General features: G+C 65.2%; 12 protein-coding genes. 5 read left to right on the forward strand and 7 right to left on the reverse strand.

What is annotated here, in order from left to right; genetic code table 11:
• A partial coding sequence (locus tag H7A19_19810; GenBank protein MCP5477075.1) for an alpha-2-macroglobulin family protein occupies positions 1-2,185 on the forward strand: 2,185 nt, incomplete at its 5' end.
• Positions 2,186-2,440: 255 nt separating this feature from the next.
• Here the strand turns inward: H7A19_19810 and H7A19_19815 are convergent.
• A complete protein-coding gene (locus tag H7A19_19815) occupies positions 2,441-3,778 on the reverse strand; it encodes a mechanosensitive ion channel family protein (GenBank protein ID MCP5477076.1) in 1,338 nt (445 codons plus the stop codon).
• A 491-nt stretch (positions 3,779-4,269) separates the two neighbouring features.
• Here H7A19_19815 and H7A19_19820 point away from each other — a divergent pair, with 491 nt between their 5' ends.
• Together H7A19_19820 and H7A19_19825 are read left to right on the forward strand one after the other, a co-directional pair.
• On the forward strand, positions 4,270-5,082 hold the full coding sequence (locus tag H7A19_19820; protein ID MCP5477077.1) for a class I SAM-dependent methyltransferase: 813 nt from the start codon (positions 4,270-4,272) through the stop codon (positions 5,080-5,082).
• A gap of 281 nt (positions 5,083-5,363) precedes the next feature.
• Entirely contained in the window at positions 5,364-6,446 is a 1,083-nt protein-coding gene (locus tag H7A19_19825; GenBank protein MCP5477078.1) for a hypothetical protein, read from the forward strand.
• A gap of 180 nt (positions 6,447-6,626) precedes the next feature.
• Here the strand turns inward: H7A19_19825 and H7A19_19830 are convergent, their stop codons facing one another.
• Positions 6,627-7,709: an aromatic ring-hydroxylating dioxygenase subunit alpha gene (locus tag H7A19_19830; GenBank protein ID MCP5477079.1), complete on the reverse strand. Its 1,083-nt coding sequence runs from the start codon at positions 7,707-7,709 to the stop codon at positions 6,627-6,629.
• A gap of 204 nt (positions 7,710-7,913) precedes the next feature.
• Between H7A19_19830 and H7A19_19835 the strand changes: the two genes are divergently transcribed.
• The gene (locus H7A19_19835) at positions 7,914-8,393 is read left to right on the forward strand and encodes a nuclear transport factor 2 family protein (protein ID MCP5477080.1); all 480 of its coding nucleotides are present in this window, start codon (positions 7,914-7,916) and stop codon (positions 8,391-8,393) included.
• Positions 8,394-8,396: 3 nt separating this feature from the next.
• Complete coding sequence (locus tag H7A19_19840; GenBank protein MCP5477081.1) at positions 8,397-9,326, forward strand: sodium:calcium antiporter; 930 nt, start codon at positions 8,397-8,399, stop codon at positions 9,324-9,326.
• Positions 9,327-9,344: 18 nt separating this feature from the next.
• Here H7A19_19840 and mutM read toward each other — a convergent pair whose 3' ends face one another.
• From mutM to H7A19_19865, 5 genes are all read right to left on the reverse strand, one after another.
• Positions 9,345-10,157: a bifunctional DNA-formamidopyrimidine glycosylase/DNA-(apurinic or apyrimidinic site) lyase gene (mutM, locus tag H7A19_19845; protein MCP5477082.1), complete on the reverse strand. Its 813-nt coding sequence runs from the start codon at positions 10,155-10,157 to the stop codon at positions 9,345-9,347.
• A 154-nt stretch (positions 10,158-10,311) separates the two neighbouring features.
• On the reverse strand, positions 10,312-10,902 hold the full coding sequence (locus tag H7A19_19850; protein MCP5477083.1) for a TIGR00730 family Rossman fold protein: 591 nt from the start codon (positions 10,900-10,902) through the stop codon (positions 10,312-10,314).
• A gap of 4 nt (positions 10,903-10,906) precedes the next feature.
• Positions 10,907-11,554 carry a DUF4124 domain-containing protein gene (locus tag H7A19_19855; GenBank protein MCP5477084.1) on the reverse strand — a complete coding sequence of 216 codons (648 nt, stop codon included), beginning with the start codon at positions 11,552-11,554 and terminating at the stop codon, positions 10,907-10,909.
• 151 nt (positions 11,555-11,705) lie between these two features.
• Positions 11,706-13,082: an efflux transporter outer membrane subunit gene (locus tag H7A19_19860; protein MCP5477085.1), complete on the reverse strand. Its 1,377-nt coding sequence runs from the start codon at positions 13,080-13,082 to the stop codon at positions 11,706-11,708.
• Between the two features lie 149 nt (positions 13,083-13,231).
• Entirely contained in the window at positions 13,232-16,513 is a 3,282-nt protein-coding gene (locus H7A19_19865) for an efflux RND transporter permease subunit (GenBank protein ID MCP5477086.1), read from the reverse strand.
• Between the last annotated feature and the right edge of the window lie 96 nt (positions 16,514-16,609).

Below are 16,609 nucleotides of genomic sequence, written 5' to 3' on the forward strand. Positions count from 1 at the left end.
GCAGATCCTTGATCTGATCCTGCCCGAGTTCAGTCGGCTGGTGGCCAGCGCCGCCCCCGGCGGCGATGCCGAGGGCGATCTCGGCAAACATCTGAACCCCTTCAAGCGCAAGAGCGAGCGCCCGGCGGTGTGGTGGTCGGGGGTCACCGACATCGATGGCGAGCACACCTTCAGCTTCGACATGCCGGATCATTTCAACGGCCAGCTGCGGGTGATGGCGGTGGCAGTGACCGCCGACCGCATCGGCATTGCCCAGACCAAGGCCCTGGTGCGCGGTGATTTCGTGCTGACACCAACGATACCGACGCACGTGGCGCCGGGCGATGAGTTCGAGTTGCCGGTGGGCATCGCCAACACCGTCGAGGGCGGCGAGGAGGCCATGGCAATCAGCCTGAAGCTGGATCTGCCCAAGTCGCTGACGCTGGTGGGCGAGCTGCCTGGCGCGCTGTCGCTGAAGCCGGGACAGGAGGGTACCGTGCGTGTCCGTCTTCGTGCAGGCGACACCCTGGGCGCTGCGCCGATCGGCCTGGTGGCCGAGTCCGGCACGCGCAGCGCCAAGCGCCGGATCGAGCTGTCGCTGCGACCGGCCGTTGTAGGTCGCAGCGATCTGATCCTCGGTCGCGCCGATCGCAAGGTCGAGCTCAAGGATCTGCGCCGCATGTACCCAGAGCGCTCGCAGCGTTTGCTGTCGGCCTCGACCTCGCCCTTTGTCGCCGCCGACGGTCTGGCCGCGTATCTTGCCGACTATCCGCATCTGTGTACCGAGCAGTTGCTGAGCCAGGCGATACCGGCGCTGGTCTACGGCAAACGACCGGAATTCGGTCGTATCAGCGGCGCCGAGCCGGGCGTCAACCTCGGGCTGATCAACGTGCTGCGCGCGCGTCAGAACGGCCAGGGCGGTATCGGCCTGTGGCTGGCCACACCGGATGTCGATCCCTTCATCACGGCTTACGCCGCTTTCTATCTGGTGGAAGCGCGCGAGCGCGGCGAGCCGGTGCCGGCCGATCTGATGAACGCGGTCAATCGCTATCTGACCCGCATGGCCGGCGATGCCGCCCTGACCCAGCTGCACGAGCTGCGTTCTCGGGCGCTGGCGGTGTACCTGCTGATCCGCCAGGGGCAGACCGCCACGGCCCTGCTGAGCGCCGTGCACGAGCAGCTCAAGCGCGATTATCCGCAAGCTTGGAAGGACGACACCATCGGCATGCTGCTGGCGTCCAGCTACGCCCTGTTGCAGCAAGCCAAACCGGCCAGGGAACTGGCTCAGGGCGGCCTTGCGCGGGTCGGTGCGGCGCAGCCGCCCAAGTACGGCGGCTACGCCTATTACTACGACGCCAGCATCGACACCGCGTGGGTGGTGTATCTGGCGCACAAGCACTTTCCCAAGGAGGCCGAGCGCATCTCGGTGCGGGCCATCGAGAATCTGCTCTATCCGCTGCAGAAGAATCAGTACAACACCCTGTCCTCGGCGCTGACCGTGCTGGCGCTGGATGCCTACACCAGTGCCAAGGCTGATGCCGGTCTGCCGGTGCTGCAGGCGCTGGGCTTCGATGGCAAGGAGCGCACTTTCGGCGAGGCCTTCGGCGTGCTCCAGCGCGGCGCCTTCCTCAATGACGATCAGCTGCTGAGAGTGATCCCACCGAAAGCCACGCCCAGTTGGTATGTGCTCAGCCAGACCGGCTACGACACGGTCATGCCCAAGGCGGTACAGGATCAGGGCATCGAGATCGTGCGCGAGTATCTGGGTGCCAATGGTCAGCCGCTGACCCAGGCGGAACTCGGCCAGGAAATCACCGTGCGCCTGCGCCTGCGGGCGCTCGGCGCCGATGCCATCGGCTCTATCGCGATCGTCGATCTGCTCCCCGGCGGCTTCGAGCCGGTGGTGCAATTGCCACCGCCGGCCGCCGACAGCGGCGAGAACGAGGACGAGGCGGATGGTGACAGCTCACCACCCGCGCCGACGCTGGCACTGCCCGGCAGCACGCTCTACACCGAGCATGTCGAGCAGCGCGAGGACCGGGTGGTGCTCTACGCCACGGCCGGACCGCGCGTGGCCGAGTTCCTGTACCGGATCCGTCCCAGCAACCCGGGCAGCTTCGTGGTGCCACCGGCCTACGCCGAGTCCATGTACGAACGCAGCATCTACGCCCAGGGCGGCCCGGCCGGGAACATCGAGGTCAAGTAGAAGCGACCTCGCGTCGCGACCGGGACGCGGCCGCGTTGAGAGGTCTCGCGGCGTGAGTGAGGAGATTGATTCAACGCGGAGAACGCAGAGAAACGCGGAGAACACGGAGAGAAGCAAGACTGATCTGTAAACGCTGTTCTCTGCGTTCTCTGCGGCCCTCTGCGTTCTCCGCGTTCCCCTTCTGACCACAACTCAGCGCGATTCCTGATCTTCGCCGCAGCGGCGCGACTCCGCGGTCGCGACCCAAGGTCGTTCCTACAGTGGCGCGGGATCGCTCGATGGCTGTGCGGCGGTGAGCGCTGGCTTGGAGGCGAGCGCAGAATGGCGTGACAGCTGCTGGAAATCGCTGCCGGCCGGACGCTGGAACACGCGCAGGCCGAATTCAGGCAGCACCGCCAGCAGATGGTCGAAGATGTCTGACTGGATGTCTTCGTACTTGGCCCAGCGGGTCTCCCTGGCGAAGAAATAGATCTCCAGCGGCAGGCCTTCGGGCCCCGGCGGCAGCTGCCGAACGATGAAGGTCATGTCTGGGTGGACGTGCGGATTGCGCTTGAGCCAGGCCACCACATAGGCCCGGAAAGTGCCGAGATTGGTCAGGCGACGCTGGTTGGTCAGCACCTCGGGATCGCCGGCATGCTCGCGATTCCATTTTTCGACCTCGGCCTTGCGCTCGGTCAGATAGCCGCGCAGCACCTCGATGCGGCCGAGCCGGTCAATCTCCTCGGATGACAAGAAGTGCACCGTATTCATGTCGATGCTGATCGCGCGCTTGATGCGGCGGCCGCCGGCATCGAACATGCCGCGCCAGTTGCGAAAGCTGTGCTCCAGGAATTTGTGGGTGGGGATCACGGCAATGGTGCGATCCCAGTTGGACACGCTGACCTGATTGAGGCTGATGTCGACCACATCGCCGTCGACGCCGAATTGCGGCATCTCGATCCAGTCGCCGACCCGGATCAGGTCATTGGCGGTGATCTGGATGCCGGCGACCAGACTCAGCAGGGTGTCCCGGAACACCAGCAGCAGGATCGCCGTCATGGCGCCCAGGCCAGACAACAGGAACCAGGGCGACTGCCGCATCAGCGTGGCGATGATCAGGATCACGGTGAACACCCAGACCACGATGGCCACCACCTGCAGATAGCCCTTGATCGGTCGGTTCCGCGAAATCGGATAGCGCGCGTAGATGCTGTTGATGGCGCTGAGGAAGGCGCTCAGTCCCAGCGCCACCGCCAGGAAGGCAAACGCACGGGTGACGCGTTGCACCAGCTCGACCCAGCCTTCGCCTAGGCCGGGAATCATGCTCACGCCAGTGTGGATCAGCAGCAGCGGGATCAGCCAGGCGAGGCGCCGGAATACACCCTGGTCCATCAGCACGTCATCCCACCAGGTTCCGGTATGGCTGAACAGCTTGTCCAGCGCGCGCAGGATCAATCGCTGGGTCAGCAGATGCAGCACGATGACGCCCAGCACCAGCAGCAGCACGCCCAGCAAGGGCCCCCACAGCGGATCAGCCAACCAGGCCGCGAACCAGCTTGAAGCCAGCGCCTGCGCACTCTCCGGATCCGGCAAGTTCTGCGTGGTCTCGTCCATGACTGGCGCACTCCAACAACGGTTCAGCCGCCGATGGTAACAAGGGTGGCCGGATGGGGCACGGGGCACGGGGCACGGGGCACGGGGCACGGGGCACGGGGCACGGGGCACGGGAAAGGCTAAGGGTTTCGAGCTTTTGTGGGCCCAGACTTGTCTGGACGCTCCTGGTAGCGGGCCGAAAGAGCGTCCGGACAAGTCCGGACCCACAAGAGCGGGCTTCATTGCGAGCCACCTGTTCCGGCGTGAAACTGCCCACGGGCCATGAACCACAAGCTGCCTGTAGGAGCGACCTCGCGTCGCGACCGCCAAGCCGCAGGTCCACAGTAGTGGTCGCGCCACAAGGGCGCTCCTACAACAGCATCAAGCCCGTAGCCTTTTCCCGTGCCCCCTGCCCCGCTCCCCCTGCCCCGTCTTGTGCGCGCCCCCGGTGCCCGATCCCGTCCATCTGATGCTAGGGTTCAGGCTCCTGTACACCTACTGGAGCCCACCCCGTGGCTGAGTACTCTCTGGGCCATAGCCCGGCTGAACAACAACGCTTGCAGCGTCAGGCAGCGCTGTTGCGCAACATCACCCAGACCATCTGGCGCCGGGCCGGACTGGAGCCGGGCATGCGGGTGCTCGATGTCGGCTGCGGGGTCGGCGATACCAGCTTTCTGGCCGCGGACATGGTGGGTGTCGACGGCATGGTGGTGGGTCAAGATCGCTCGCCCGAGGCGCTGGCTACGGCCCGTCAGCGGGCCGCGGAGCTGGGTCTGGATCACGTCGAGTTTGTCGAAGGCGAGCTTGGCTCCTGGCCCGGATCCGACGAACGCTTCGATGCCATCGTCGGTCGCTACGTGTTGATCCATCAGCCCGACATCGAGGAGGCGCTGCTCAAGCTGCGGCCGATGCTGCGCCCGGACGGCGGCATCATTGCCTTCCACGAACTGGAGCTGGAGGCCCGTACCATGAGTGATCCGGCCTCCGAACTGGTGTTGCAGGTGCGCGGCTGGCTGCGTCAGGCCTTCAAGTTCGGGGGCATGCAGGCGCATGGGGTCATGGATCTGTCGCGCTGCTTCTTTGAAGCCGGTTTCGGCTGGCCACAGGTCGAGCTCTACCCCCTGGTCGGCTGCGGTCCGGACAGCTTTGCGCCGGCCTATCTGGTGGAGATCCTGCGCACGGTGGCACCAACGCTGGAGAAGCACGGCGTGATCAAGGTGGATGAGCTGGGCCTCGACACACTGGAGACGCGGCTGCGCGAATCCTGCGCCAACGGCGCCCCCGGTCTGGTCCAGATCAACGGCGGTGCCTGGGCCCGGATCTGAGCAGGGATCCGGCTCGGGGAGTCGGAACCTTAGGAATCCTTCACTTGTGTGCCGGGCAGTCCGCTCGCACACTGCTGCGGGAGTCCCGGTCGCCCCTGGCGGTGCGCCTACTTGCGCGGCAAACAGGGGGCGAGGGGCAGGGGGCAGGGGCCCAAGCTCGCCACACGATCTGACCGTGCGGCGGGGTGGGTCCCCTGCCCCTTGCCCCCTGCCCCTTTCTTGAAGGCAGTAAAACCAATGACTTGCAAAATGCTCGGCGAGAGTTCCCCTGACTCATGGTGATGCGCTGCTTCTGGACTGCGTTGGGCCTAGCGGCCTCGCTGACGGCGCATGCGGGTGAATTGCTGGAAGCCCAGGTCTTCGATCGCTATTCGCCGCTCGCGGCAGCCGATGAGTTCTCACGAAGGGTGTTCACCCCCACGACGCATGATCGGCTGCAGCGCTTTCAGCAGGCCATCGGTCAGCACGCGGTGGAACAGACCGTCGATCTCAGCGAGGAGCGGTTCGACATCTTCCTGCCCAGCCACAAACCGCCGGGTGGCTATGGACTGATCGTGTTCGTGTCGCCGATTCCGCGCTGGCCGCTGACCTACGACTGGAAGAAGGTGCTCGATCGCGAGGGGGTCATCTACGTCTCGGCGCGGCGCTCAGGCAACCAGCAGAATGTCTACGAGCGGCGCATTCCGCTGGCCTTGCATGCGCTGGAGAACATCCGCGCGCGCTATCCGATTGATCCCGAAAAAGTGGTCATCAGTGGCTTCTCCGGCGGCTCGCGCACGGCCATGCGCATTGCTGCCGCCTATGCCGACGTGTTTACCGGCGCCTTGCTGATCGGCGGTGCCAAGGTCATGGGCGAGGAGGACTTCGCGCCGCCGCCGCTGCCGATCATGCAGGCGCTGCAGACGCGCATGCGGGTGGTCTATTCCACCGGCAAGCTGGACATGCCCAATCGCAGGCTGGATGCCCGCAGCATCGCCGCGCTGAAGGCGCGCTGCGTGGCCGGCGTATTCAAGATCGACGAGCCCGACATCGGCCATGAGGTGCCGGATCGAAGAACGCTGGAGCGGGCACTGAAGCGCCTGGACCAGCCCCTGGAACCCAAGTTGTTGAAGGCGCAGCAGCCCTGTCTGAATGAACTGGCCGAGCGCGTGGCGACCGACGTCAGCGCTGCCGAACAGGCCTACCAGCAACGCGATCCCGTCACTGCCGGCGAACTCCTGGGCGCCGCGGACCTGGCCTGGGGCGGTCTGGCTACCGAGCGGCTGGTCAAACTGGCGCGGGAACTGGCGCCGGGATTCACCGCGGCTCCCGAGGACATAGCCAAGGAACCGCCAGACGAGGCAGCCGGGCCGAATCCCGGGTAGCGTCGAGAGCGGGGCACGGGGCACGGGGCACGGGGCACGGGGCACGGGGCACGGGAAAAGGCTACAGGTCCGAGGCTTTTGTGGGTCCAGACTTGTCTGGACGCTTCTTCAGCACGACGCCAAGAGCGTCCAGACAAGTCTGGACCGGCAGGATCAAAAGCGCCGCACCCCCGTGCCCCGTTACCCGTCACCCACCGCCCGCAACGCTGCCCGGTACAACTCCTGGAAATGGTGCACGCCCTGCTCGCGGGTGGGATGCACGCGACCGACCGTGTACGAGCCGCTGGCGAAGGCGCGCTGCACGCGCTCGCAGATGTCGATGTCCTGCTGCTGGGTAATCTCGGCCAGGTCCTGATCCTGGGTGATGCGATCGGCGTGGGCCTCGACCAGTCCGGGTCGGTAGTAGTACTCGAAGTCGATGCGGCAGCTGTCCACACCGGTCGGAACGATGCGGTTGGTCTGCAGGCGGCCGGGCAGGATGTTCAGCATCGTGTTCGGCCACAGGAAGTAGTACAGCGCCGTGCCGGAGCCATAGAAACTGGTGTTGTTGTCGAGCGGGCTCCATTGCAGCGAATGCCAGGCTTCGCACTCGGTGCGGTAGCTGCGGTAGTCCAGCAGGCGGTTCAGTTCCGGGTGGATGTGCGGAACGTGATAGCCCTCCAGGTAGTTGTCGACATAAGCCTTCCAGTTGCAGGCCGCTGGATAGCTGATGCGGCGCTGGAAGACATAATCGTCCAAGGGCTCGGCCAGGCGCCCGTCGATGCCGGCGACCAGTTCGCTGAGCGGCGGCGTGCTCGGATCCAGCGCCACGAACACCAGTCCCTGCCAGATGTCGGCACGCGCTTGCGGCAAGCGGGTCTGCGTGCGATCCAGCCCTTCGATGGCATCGAGCTCCGGGCCACTGCGCAAGCCGCCCTGCAGATCGTAGGTCCAGCCATGGTACTGACAGCGCAGCTGCTTGAGGCCGCAACCATGGGCGGTGGCCAGCGGTCCGCCGCGATGACGACAGACATTGTGCAGGGCCCGGAGTACACCGTTGTCGTCGCGAAGCAGCAGCAAGGGCGTGCCCGCCACTTCGGTCACCATGTGATCGCCGGGCTGCGATAGCTGTGCAGCATGGGCGACGAACTGCCAGCTGCGGGCAAACACCGCGCTGCGCTCGCGCAGTGCGAGCTCAGCATCGGTGTAGCAGGCGGCCGGCAGCCCATGCGCCTGGGCCAGGGTTTGAGGCGTACGCCAGTCGATGGTGGACAGGGGAGACATGGGCGGCACCGGCTTGGAAAGAAGCGAAGTCTAGCCTTGCTGGCGTAGGCAGATGAGAGCCGTCGCGGCTGAAGCCGCTCCCACAGCAGAGTGGCGACGATGGCTGGAACCGGCTTCTGTGGGAGCGGCTTCAGCCGCGACAGACCTCATGCCCCCATCCCCGACTCGCTATGCTCACCTCTTCCATCGCTTCGGGAGCAGACCATGTCGGCCGAACAGAACGCAGCCCTGATTCAGCGCTTCTACGAGGCTTTTGCCCGGCGCGACGCGGCGACCATGGCCACCTGTTACCACGCAGACGCACGCTTTTCAGATCCGGCCTTTCCCGATCTGCGTGGCGCCGACATTGCTGCGATGTGGACCATGCTCTGCGAGAGAGCCCAGGACTTCTCGCTGAGCTTCAGTGCCATCAGCGCCGAGGGCGATCGCGGTCAGGCGCACTGGGAGGCCCGCTATCTGTTCAGCAAGACCGGGCGTCAGGTACACAATGTGATTGATGCCAGTTTCAGGTTCAAGGACGGATTGATCATCGAGCATGCAGACCGATTCGATTTCTGGCGCTGGAGTCGAATGGCATTGGGTACACCGGGTCTGCTGCTGGGCTGGAGCGGCTTCCTGCGCGGCAAGGTGCAGGCCGAGGCAGCCAAGGGTCTGGCAATCTTCAAACGTCATCACAAAGGCTGAGTCGTGACCTGGGCCATCCTCTCGCTCCTGGCCGGTGTGGTGCTGGCGGGCCTAGGCGGTGAACTGTTCCTGCGCGGTGTGCTCGGCTTTGCCCGCTGGATGCGCATCCCCAGCGCCATTGCCGCCGCCACACTGGGCGCCTTCGCCACCTCCAGCCCGGAGCTCTTTGTCTCCACCATCGCCGCCGTCAACGGCGCACCGGGCATCGGTCTGGGTGATGCCACCGGCAGCAATGTGGTCAACATCGCGCTGATTCTGGCGGTGGCCCTGCTGGTCAAGCCGCTGGTGACCCGTCGCAAGGTCATTGCCCTGGATTTTGGCGTCGCCATCGGTGCCTCGGTACTGATCGGGCTGATGGCGATCGATGGCGTCATCAGCCGGATCGAAGGGGCCATGCTGATTGCAGGCTTCCTGGTTTGGATGACCATGCATGTGCGCGAAGCCCGCCGCCAACGCGCCCTGCCGGATGACTCCGTGGCGACAGACAGACCCTGGCGCATCGCCAGTGACAGCATCGGTGGACTGGCGCTGCTGATCATGGCCGGCAGTCTGGTGGTTTCCGGCGCCCAGTTCATCGCCGCCGGCTTTGGCATTCCACCCTATCTGATCGGCGCCACGCTGGTGGCCCTGGGTACCTCGATGCCGGAACTGGCGACCACGCTGGTCGCGGTGTTCCGCGGCCATGACGATGTCGGTGTCGGCACGCTGCTCGGCAGCAATGTCTTCAATGCCCTGCTGATCGTCGGGTTGACCTCCAGCATCACGCCCATTGCCATCAATGGTCACGGCCTGTGGGTGGCCCTGGGTGGCGCCATCGTTGCGGTGGCACTGGTGTGGCCGGGCGCCCGCGAAAAGCTCGGTCGCGGCCGCGGCGTGGCCCTGATCGTGGTCTATGCCATGACCATGGCCACGATGGCGGTGTTTGCGCGCTGACTGCCGGGCCGCTGGACGCTACCTCTGACAGCGCGGGCAATAGAAGCTGGTGCGCTGACCCAGGCGTACGCTGCTGATCGGCCCGGCGCAGATCCGGCAGGGCTCACCCGCGCGGCCGTAGACCAGCAGTTCCTGCTCGAAATAACCCGGCTCGCCATCCGGACGGAGAAAGTCGCGCAGGGTGGTACCACCGCGCTCGATGGCATGGCCGAGGATGGTCCGGACGGCATCGGCCAATCGCTCAAAGCGCGAACGCGACACCCGACCGGCGGCCCGGCGGGGGTCGATGCCAGCACGAAACAGAGCCTCGGCGGCATAGATGTTGCCGACGCCGACCACGATGTGCTGGTCCATCAGGAAGTGTTTGACCGGTGCGCTACGACCGTGGGCGCGGGCGTGTAGGTAGGCGCCATCGAAGCCCGGATCGAAGGGCTCGGGCCCGAGTTCGGCCAGCAGCGGATGAAGCTCGCCGGCGGCCTGCCACAGCAAGGAACCGAAGCGTCGAGGATCGTTGAAGCGTAGCAGCTGGCCGTCTTCCAGCAGCAGATCGTAGTGATCGTGCTTGCGCAGCGGCACTTGTCGGTCGAGTACCCGCAGGCTGCCGCTCATCCCAAGATGAATGATCGCGGCGCCGCGATTATTGTCCAGCAACAGGTACTTGGCGCGGCGGCGCACCGCCGTGATCGGCAGCCCGTTCAGACCGGCGGCCACGTCGGCGCTGATCGGCCAGCGCAGCCGTGCTTCGCGCACGATCAACCCGCACGCCCGCCGACCGAGCAGGTGCGGCTCGATGCCGCGTCGGGTGGTTTCTACTTCGGGGAGTTCGGGCATGGCGGGAGAGCGGTCAAACGTAAAACGTGAAACGTCAATTGAAGCCCCGCATGTCCCATGCGCCCGGGCTTCCTGCTTCTCATTGACGTTTTACGTTTGACGTCTTACTTCTGACGCTTGGCTACCTGCACCCACTCGCTCCCACGGCTCTCACCTACCTCGCCGTCGCCAACGCCCGCGCATCCTCGCGCCAGCGCGGGGTGGCGCGGATGGCGGGCAACACCTCGCTGGCGTCACTGACCAGGGTCCACATGTCGCGGTGTTCGGCATTCATGAAGCGCTCGTCGATGCTGCGGTCGAGCAGGCGCACGACATCGTCGTAGAAGCCGCGGGTGTTGAGCAAGATGATCGGGCCGAAGTACAGGCCGAGGCGCTTCAGCGTAATGGCTTCGAACAGTTCTTCCAGCGTGCCGCAGCCGCCGGGCAGGGCGACCACGGCGTCGCTGCCGGTCAACAGCTTGTGCTTGCGCTCACGCATGTCCTCGACCAGTTCCAGCCGAGTCAGTCCCGGATGACCCCATTCCAGATCAGCCATGAACCGCGGCAGGATGCCGATGACCTCGCCGCCGGCGCTGAGCGCGCCGTCGGCCACGGCGCCCATCGAGCCCATGCTGCCGCCGCCATAGACCACGCTGCAGCCGTTGGCTGCCAGGGACTGTCCCAGCGCGTGGGCCTGATCCCGGTAGATGGGATCAGCAGCGTTGCTGGACGCGCAATAGACGCAGACACGCAGACCGGCGCTCATCGGATCAATCCTGCTTGGCGCGGGCGACCGCTTCCTTGTACTTGGCCAGATCGCGCTCGTAGTCAGCCTTGGCTTCGATCTTCTCGGCCTCCTTGCGCACCAGGAACTGCTTCTGGCGTTCGATCTCGGCGCGCTCGCCGGTGATCATCTGTTTCAGCGCATCACTGACGGTACGGCCACTGCGCTCCATGTCCGCGGCCTGGGCCACCAGCTGCGACAGGCTGATCTCGCGGGCATTGATCTCGACCCGGCGCGCCTCGATGGTCTGGCCGAGCAGATCCATGCGCTGGCTGTAGGCACGATCCAGATCTTCTTCGCTGGCATAGGAATTGAGCAGCGCCTCGTCAGCCTTGCGGCGGGCTTCCTTGGCCGCGGCTTCCTCGGCGATGCGGCGCTCCTCGGCCTCCTTGGCGGCACGCTCTTCCGGCGTCAGTGCGCGCTCGGTGCGCTCCACCGATATGCCCTGATCGTTGATCTTCTCGCGCGCATATTCCTTGGCCTCGGGCGGAATCTGGTCGCTGAAATGGATGTTGCCGTCCTTGTCCGTCCATTTGTACAGCTTGCCCGCCTTTTCGTCTGCCGCTGCAGCCGAGGAATGAACACCCAGAGCGAAGATCGCCAGGGCCAGACCGGTGAGAATCCTGCTACGCATCGACTCGACTCCTTGCTGCAAGGTCAGAGCGTGATTGTAGGGCCCAGAACTGCGTACAGGCTGAATAGGTCGTCAAAATCCGGCTGCAAACGTAACGCTGTGACGCCTGCCGCACCCGTCGATACATCGCCCTGGACCGTGGCCGCGTCAGTTAACGCGCGAAATCGCCGGCCAGCGCCTTGTAGACCGCTGCCAGCGCGGTAGCCCGATGGGTCTGGGCTTGCGCGTACTGGTCTTCGAGGTCGAGCAGCGAGCGTTCGGCGTCGAGCACGGCCAGGTAATCGCTGGCGCCGGCATCGTAGCGCAGGCGTGCAAGCCCGGCCGACTTGCGGCTCTCGCTGACGGCCAGATCCAGCGCTGCGCAGGACTCGTTCCAGGCACGGAATCCGGCCAGCGCGTTCTCGGTTTCTTCCAGCGCCTTGAGCCAGGTCTCCTGGTAGCGGGCGACGGCACCATCGGCCACGGCGCGTTGCGCCCTGACACGCTGACGAACGCGCCCGAAATCGAGAAAGCTCCAGCTCAAGCCGGGGCCGTAGTTCCAGCGCTGGGCCTCACTGCCGAGCTTGCCGAAGGACTGCGCGGTCACGCCGAAGGCGCCGGTCAGCGTCAGCTTGGGATAGAACTCGGCCGTTTCGACACCGATGCGCGAGACTTCGGCAGCGAGCAGGCGATCGGCTTCGCGGATGTCGGGTCGCCGCGCCAGCCACTCGGTCGGCGTACCAACCGCCACCATGGCGGGCAGCGCCGGCAAATCCTTGTGCGGCGCCAGCTGCGCGCGCAGGCGCGCCACGGGCTGTGCCGTCAGCACCGCCAGTCGCTGTTCCTGGGCGCTGACCGCGGCGCGGGTCTGTGGCACCTGCGCGGCCACTGACAATCCCAGCGCGTTGGCCCGGGTGACGTCCAGTTCGGTGCCGCGCCCGGCCTCCAGCTGCTTCCGCAGGATGTCCAGATTCTCCTGCAGATTGGCCAGATTGCGTTCCTGCACGGCCAGCTGCGCCTGGGTGCCGCGCAGCTCGAAGTAGGCCTGCGCGGTTTCGGCCACCACCGACAGTCGCACCGCGTCGAGCGCAGCCGCACGGGCATCGACCTCGCGATAGATGGCCTCGCTCTGACGCCGGAGCGAACCGAAGAGATCGATCTCCCAGGTGGCATCAAAACCCAGGCGATAGGTGTCGGTGGTGCCGACATCGGGCGGGATGAAAGGGTCCTTGTTCGAGGGCTTGTTGCGTTGCACGCCGCTGTCGGCAGTCACCGTTGGCATCAGGCTGAAGAAGCTCAGACCCGCCAGCGCCCGGGTTTCATCCAGCCGCGCCAGCGCCTGCGCGATCTGGGTATTGGCCTTGAGTGCCTGGTCAATCAGCGCATCCAGTTCCGGCTCCTTGAACGCCGACCAGACCTCGCTCATCACGGCTGCCGGCGGATTGACGCTCTCCACCGCCTGATCGAAACGCGGCGGCAGCTCGGCATCCGGGCGCACGTACTCGGGACCGACATTGCAGGCGGCCAGGGTGAGGGCCGAAGCCAACACGGCGCCCAGACGCCTGCCCCGAATGTCGGGACTCGGGACTCGGGACTCGGGACTCGGTCCAGCCGCAACCCTGCAAGGTGTATTCATTCCCTGATCTTCCGTGAGGCCGGTCGTTGCCGCTCTAAGCTCTGAAGTCGGTCTAGCTGGTGTCATGCCGATCTCTCCTCATGGCCGAGTCCCGAGTCCCGAGTCCCGAGTCCCGGCTCGCGGCCGCCCCGCACCGCCCACTTGCGCAGCAGTACGTAGAACACCGGGGTGAAGAACAGGCCGAAGAAAGTGACGCCGAGCATGCCGGCGAACACGGTCACACCCATGACGTGGCGCACTTCGGCGCCGGCGCCGTGGGCGTAGACCAGCGGCAGCACACCCATGATGAAGGCGAAGCTGGTCATCAGGATCGGACGCAGGCGCAGCCGGCAAGCTTCGATGGCGGCCTCGACGATGCCGCGGCCCTGCTCTTCCAGATCGCGGGCGAATTCGACGATCAGGATCGCGTTCTTGCAGGCCAGACCCATCAGCACGACAAGTCCGATCTGGGTGAAGATGTTGTTGTCGATGAAGGTCGGCGGCACGCTCATGGGTGGCGGTGGTATCCAGCCCCAACCAATCTGCAAACCGAACCACATCCCATGGATGAAGTTGAGCAGCCAGATTCCGCCAATGGCCGAGAGCATGCACATCGGCACAATCAGGATCACCGCCAGCGGGAGGGTCCAGCTCTCGTACAGCGCGGCCAGCACCATGTACACCAGCAGCACACACAGCGGGAACACCAGCAGGGCCATCGAACCCTGGGTGACTTGCTGGTAGGTCAGGCCGGTCCACTCGATGTTCATGCCCTTGGGCAGCACCTGGCCGGCTATGGCCTTGATCTGCTGGATGGCCTGATCCGAGGACAGCAGGGCCGGGTTGATGCCGGCACCGAGGTCGGCCGCCGGATAACCGTTGTAGCGGATCACCGGATCCGGGCCATAGCTGGGTGTGACTTCGACCACACTGCCGATGGGCACCATCTGCCCCTGCTGGTTGCGCACCTTGATGCGGACAATGTCGGACACCTCGTCGCGGAAGCCGGCGTCGGCCTGAGCGTAAACACTGTAGGTGCGACCGAAGAGATTGAAATCATTGACATAGGCCGATCCGAGATAGACCTGCAGCGCCGTGTAGATGTCGGTGAGCGCCAGTCCCTGCTCCTTGGCCTTGGTGCGATCCACGCTGGCATCGAGCTGGGGCACATTGGACTGAAAGGAACTGAACACCGCATAGGGATCGAAACCCGGCGTGCCGCGCAGGGCGCCGGCCAACATCTGGGTCTGATTGTTGAGCTCGCCATAGCCGGCGGCACCGCGATCCTGAACATAGGTTTCGACGCCGGCCGAATTGCCCAGGCCCAGCACCGGCGGCGGCAGCAGCGCGAAGGCCAGCCCGTCCTGAATGGTGCTGAACTTGCCGTTGAGCATGCCGGCAATCTCGGCTGCGCTGACGTCGCGCTCTCCTGAGGGGCTGATACCCACGAACATCAGACCGGCATTGCTGGTGTTGACGAAATGGATGGCGTTCAGTCCGGGAAACTGCACCGCGCTCTCCACGCCCGGCGTGGCCAGCGCCATCTCGCCCATGCGGCGCATGGCGGCCTCGGTGCGCTCCAGCGTGGCGCCCTCGGGCAGCTGCAGGATCGAGAACAGGTACTGCTTGTCCTGGGTAGGAATGAAGCCAGCCGGCACCTGAGTGAAGCCGAGCACGGTCAGGCCGATGAGCAAGGCGTACACCACCATCAAGCGCGGGGCCCGGGCGATAGTGCCGCCGATGCTGCTGGAGTAACGCTTGCTGGCTTTGGAGAAGCGCGCATTGAACCAGCCGAAGAAGCGCCCGAAGACCGCTTCGATCAGGCGTCCGAGCTTGTCCTTGGGGGCACCCTGGGGTTTCAGCAGTACCGCCGCCAACGCCGGCGACAGCGTCAGCGAGTTGAAAGCCGATATCAGCACCGAGGCTGCGATGGTGACCGCAAACTGCTTGTAGAACTGACCAGTGACGCCACCGATGAAGGCCAGCGGCACGAATACGCTCGCCAGCACCAGCGAGATGGCGACAATCGGCCCGGAGACCTCGCTCATGGCCTGATGGGCGGCCGCCCGTGGCTGCATGCCCTCTTCGATGTGGCGCTCGACGTTCTCGACCACGACGATGGCATCGTCAACCACGATGCCGATGGCCAGCACCAGACCAAACAGGGTCAGCACATTGATCGAGAATCCCAGCATCCAGAGTACGGCGAAGGTGCCGACAATGGACACCGGCACCGCCAGCAGCGGAATGATCGAGGCCCGCCAGGTCTGCAGGAACACCACGACCACCAGTACCACCAGCGCCACCGCTTCGAGCAGGGTCGAGATGACTGACTTGATCGATTGGCGCACGAACACGGTCGGGTCGTAGACCACGGTCCATTCGACACCGGCCGGGAAGCCCTTGGCCAGTTCCGCCATCTTCTCGCGCACGGCATCCGAGAGCGCGATGGTGTTGGCGCCCGGAGCCTCGAATATCACGATGGCCGCAGCGTCCTTGTTATCCAGCAAGGAATTCAGCGCGTAGTTGTTGGAGCCCAGTTCCACCCGCGCCACATCGCGCAATCGGGTCAGTTGGCCCTCGTTGCCGGCCTTGAGCACGATGGCGCCAAATTCCTCCGGCGTGCTCAAACGACCCTGGGCGTTGATCGAGAACTGCACCGTGCTGCCCTTGGGGCGTGGCGGCCCTCCGATGGTGCCGGCTGAGATTTCCAGGTTCTGTTCGCGGATCGCGGCGATGATGTCACCGGCCGTGAGGTCGCGGGCCGCGGCCTTGTCTGGATCAATCCAGACCCGCATCGAATAGTTGCCGGCGCCGAAGGCAATGGCCTGGCCGACGCCGTCCAGCCGCGCCAGTTCGTCGCGCACCCGCAGATTGGCGAAGTTGGACAGATAGAGGCCGTCGTAGGTCTGATCGGGCGAGCGCAGATGCACCACCATGGTCAGATTGGGCGAACTCTTGACCGTGGTCACGCCGAGCTGGCGCACGCTTTCCGGCAGACGTGGCAGCGCCTGGGCCACGCGGTTTTGCACCTGTACTGCCGCCAGGTCGATGTCGACGCCACCCTTGAACGTGACAGTCAGCTGCATGGTGCCGTCGGAACCGGCCGTCGACTTCATGTAGATCATGCCTTCGACGCCGTTGACCGCCTCCTCGATTGGCGCGGCCACGGTTTCGGCAATGGTCTTGGGATTGGCGCCGGGATAGATCGCGGTCACCTGCACCGAGGGCGGCACCACATCGGGGTATTCGCTGATCGGCAGATTCGGTATCGCAATGGCGCCGGCGATCAGCACCAGCAGCGACAGCACCGCTGCCAGGATCGGCCGGTCGACAAAGACTTTGGAGATATCGGCGTGGGCCATGGGTTAGAGTCCTGTTTGGCGAGGGCACGAGGGCACGAGGGCACGCACACGACGGTCCCTCGTCATCTCTCGTGTCAGACTGATTCCCAGAGCGCT

The organism is Rhodanobacteraceae bacterium, from assembly GCA_024234055.1.
In the GTDB taxonomy this organism is placed as follows: Bacteria; Pseudomonadota; Gammaproteobacteria; order Xanthomonadales; family SZUA-5; genus JADKFD01.

Coding starts and splice junctions, on each gene's coding strand:
- mutM (MCP5477082.1), bottom strand. CDS start 10,157: ATGCCCGAACTCCCCGAAGTAGAAACCACCCGACGCGGCATCGAGCCG.
- H7A19_19815 (MCP5477076.1), bottom strand. CDS start 3,778: ATGGACGAGACCACGCAGAACTTGCCGGATCCGGAGAGTGCGCAGGCG.
- H7A19_19825 (MCP5477078.1), top strand. CDS start 5,364: ATGCGCTGCTTCTGGACTGCGTTGGGCCTAGCGGCCTCGCTGACGGCG.
- H7A19_19865 (MCP5477086.1), bottom strand. CDS start 16,513: ATGGCCCACGCCGATATCTCCAAAGTCTTTGTCGACCGGCCGATCCTG.
- H7A19_19830 (MCP5477079.1), bottom strand. CDS start 7,709: ATGTCTCCCCTGTCCACCATCGACTGGCGTACGCCTCAAACCCTGGCC.
- H7A19_19855 (MCP5477084.1), bottom strand. CDS start 11,554: ATGCGTAGCAGGATTCTCACCGGTCTGGCCCTGGCGATCTTCGCTCTG.
- H7A19_19850 (MCP5477083.1), bottom strand. CDS start 10,902: ATGAGCGCCGGTCTGCGTGTCTGCGTCTATTGCGCGTCCAGCAACGCT.
- H7A19_19835 (MCP5477080.1), top strand. CDS start 7,914: ATGTCGGCCGAACAGAACGCAGCCCTGATTCAGCGCTTCTACGAGGCT.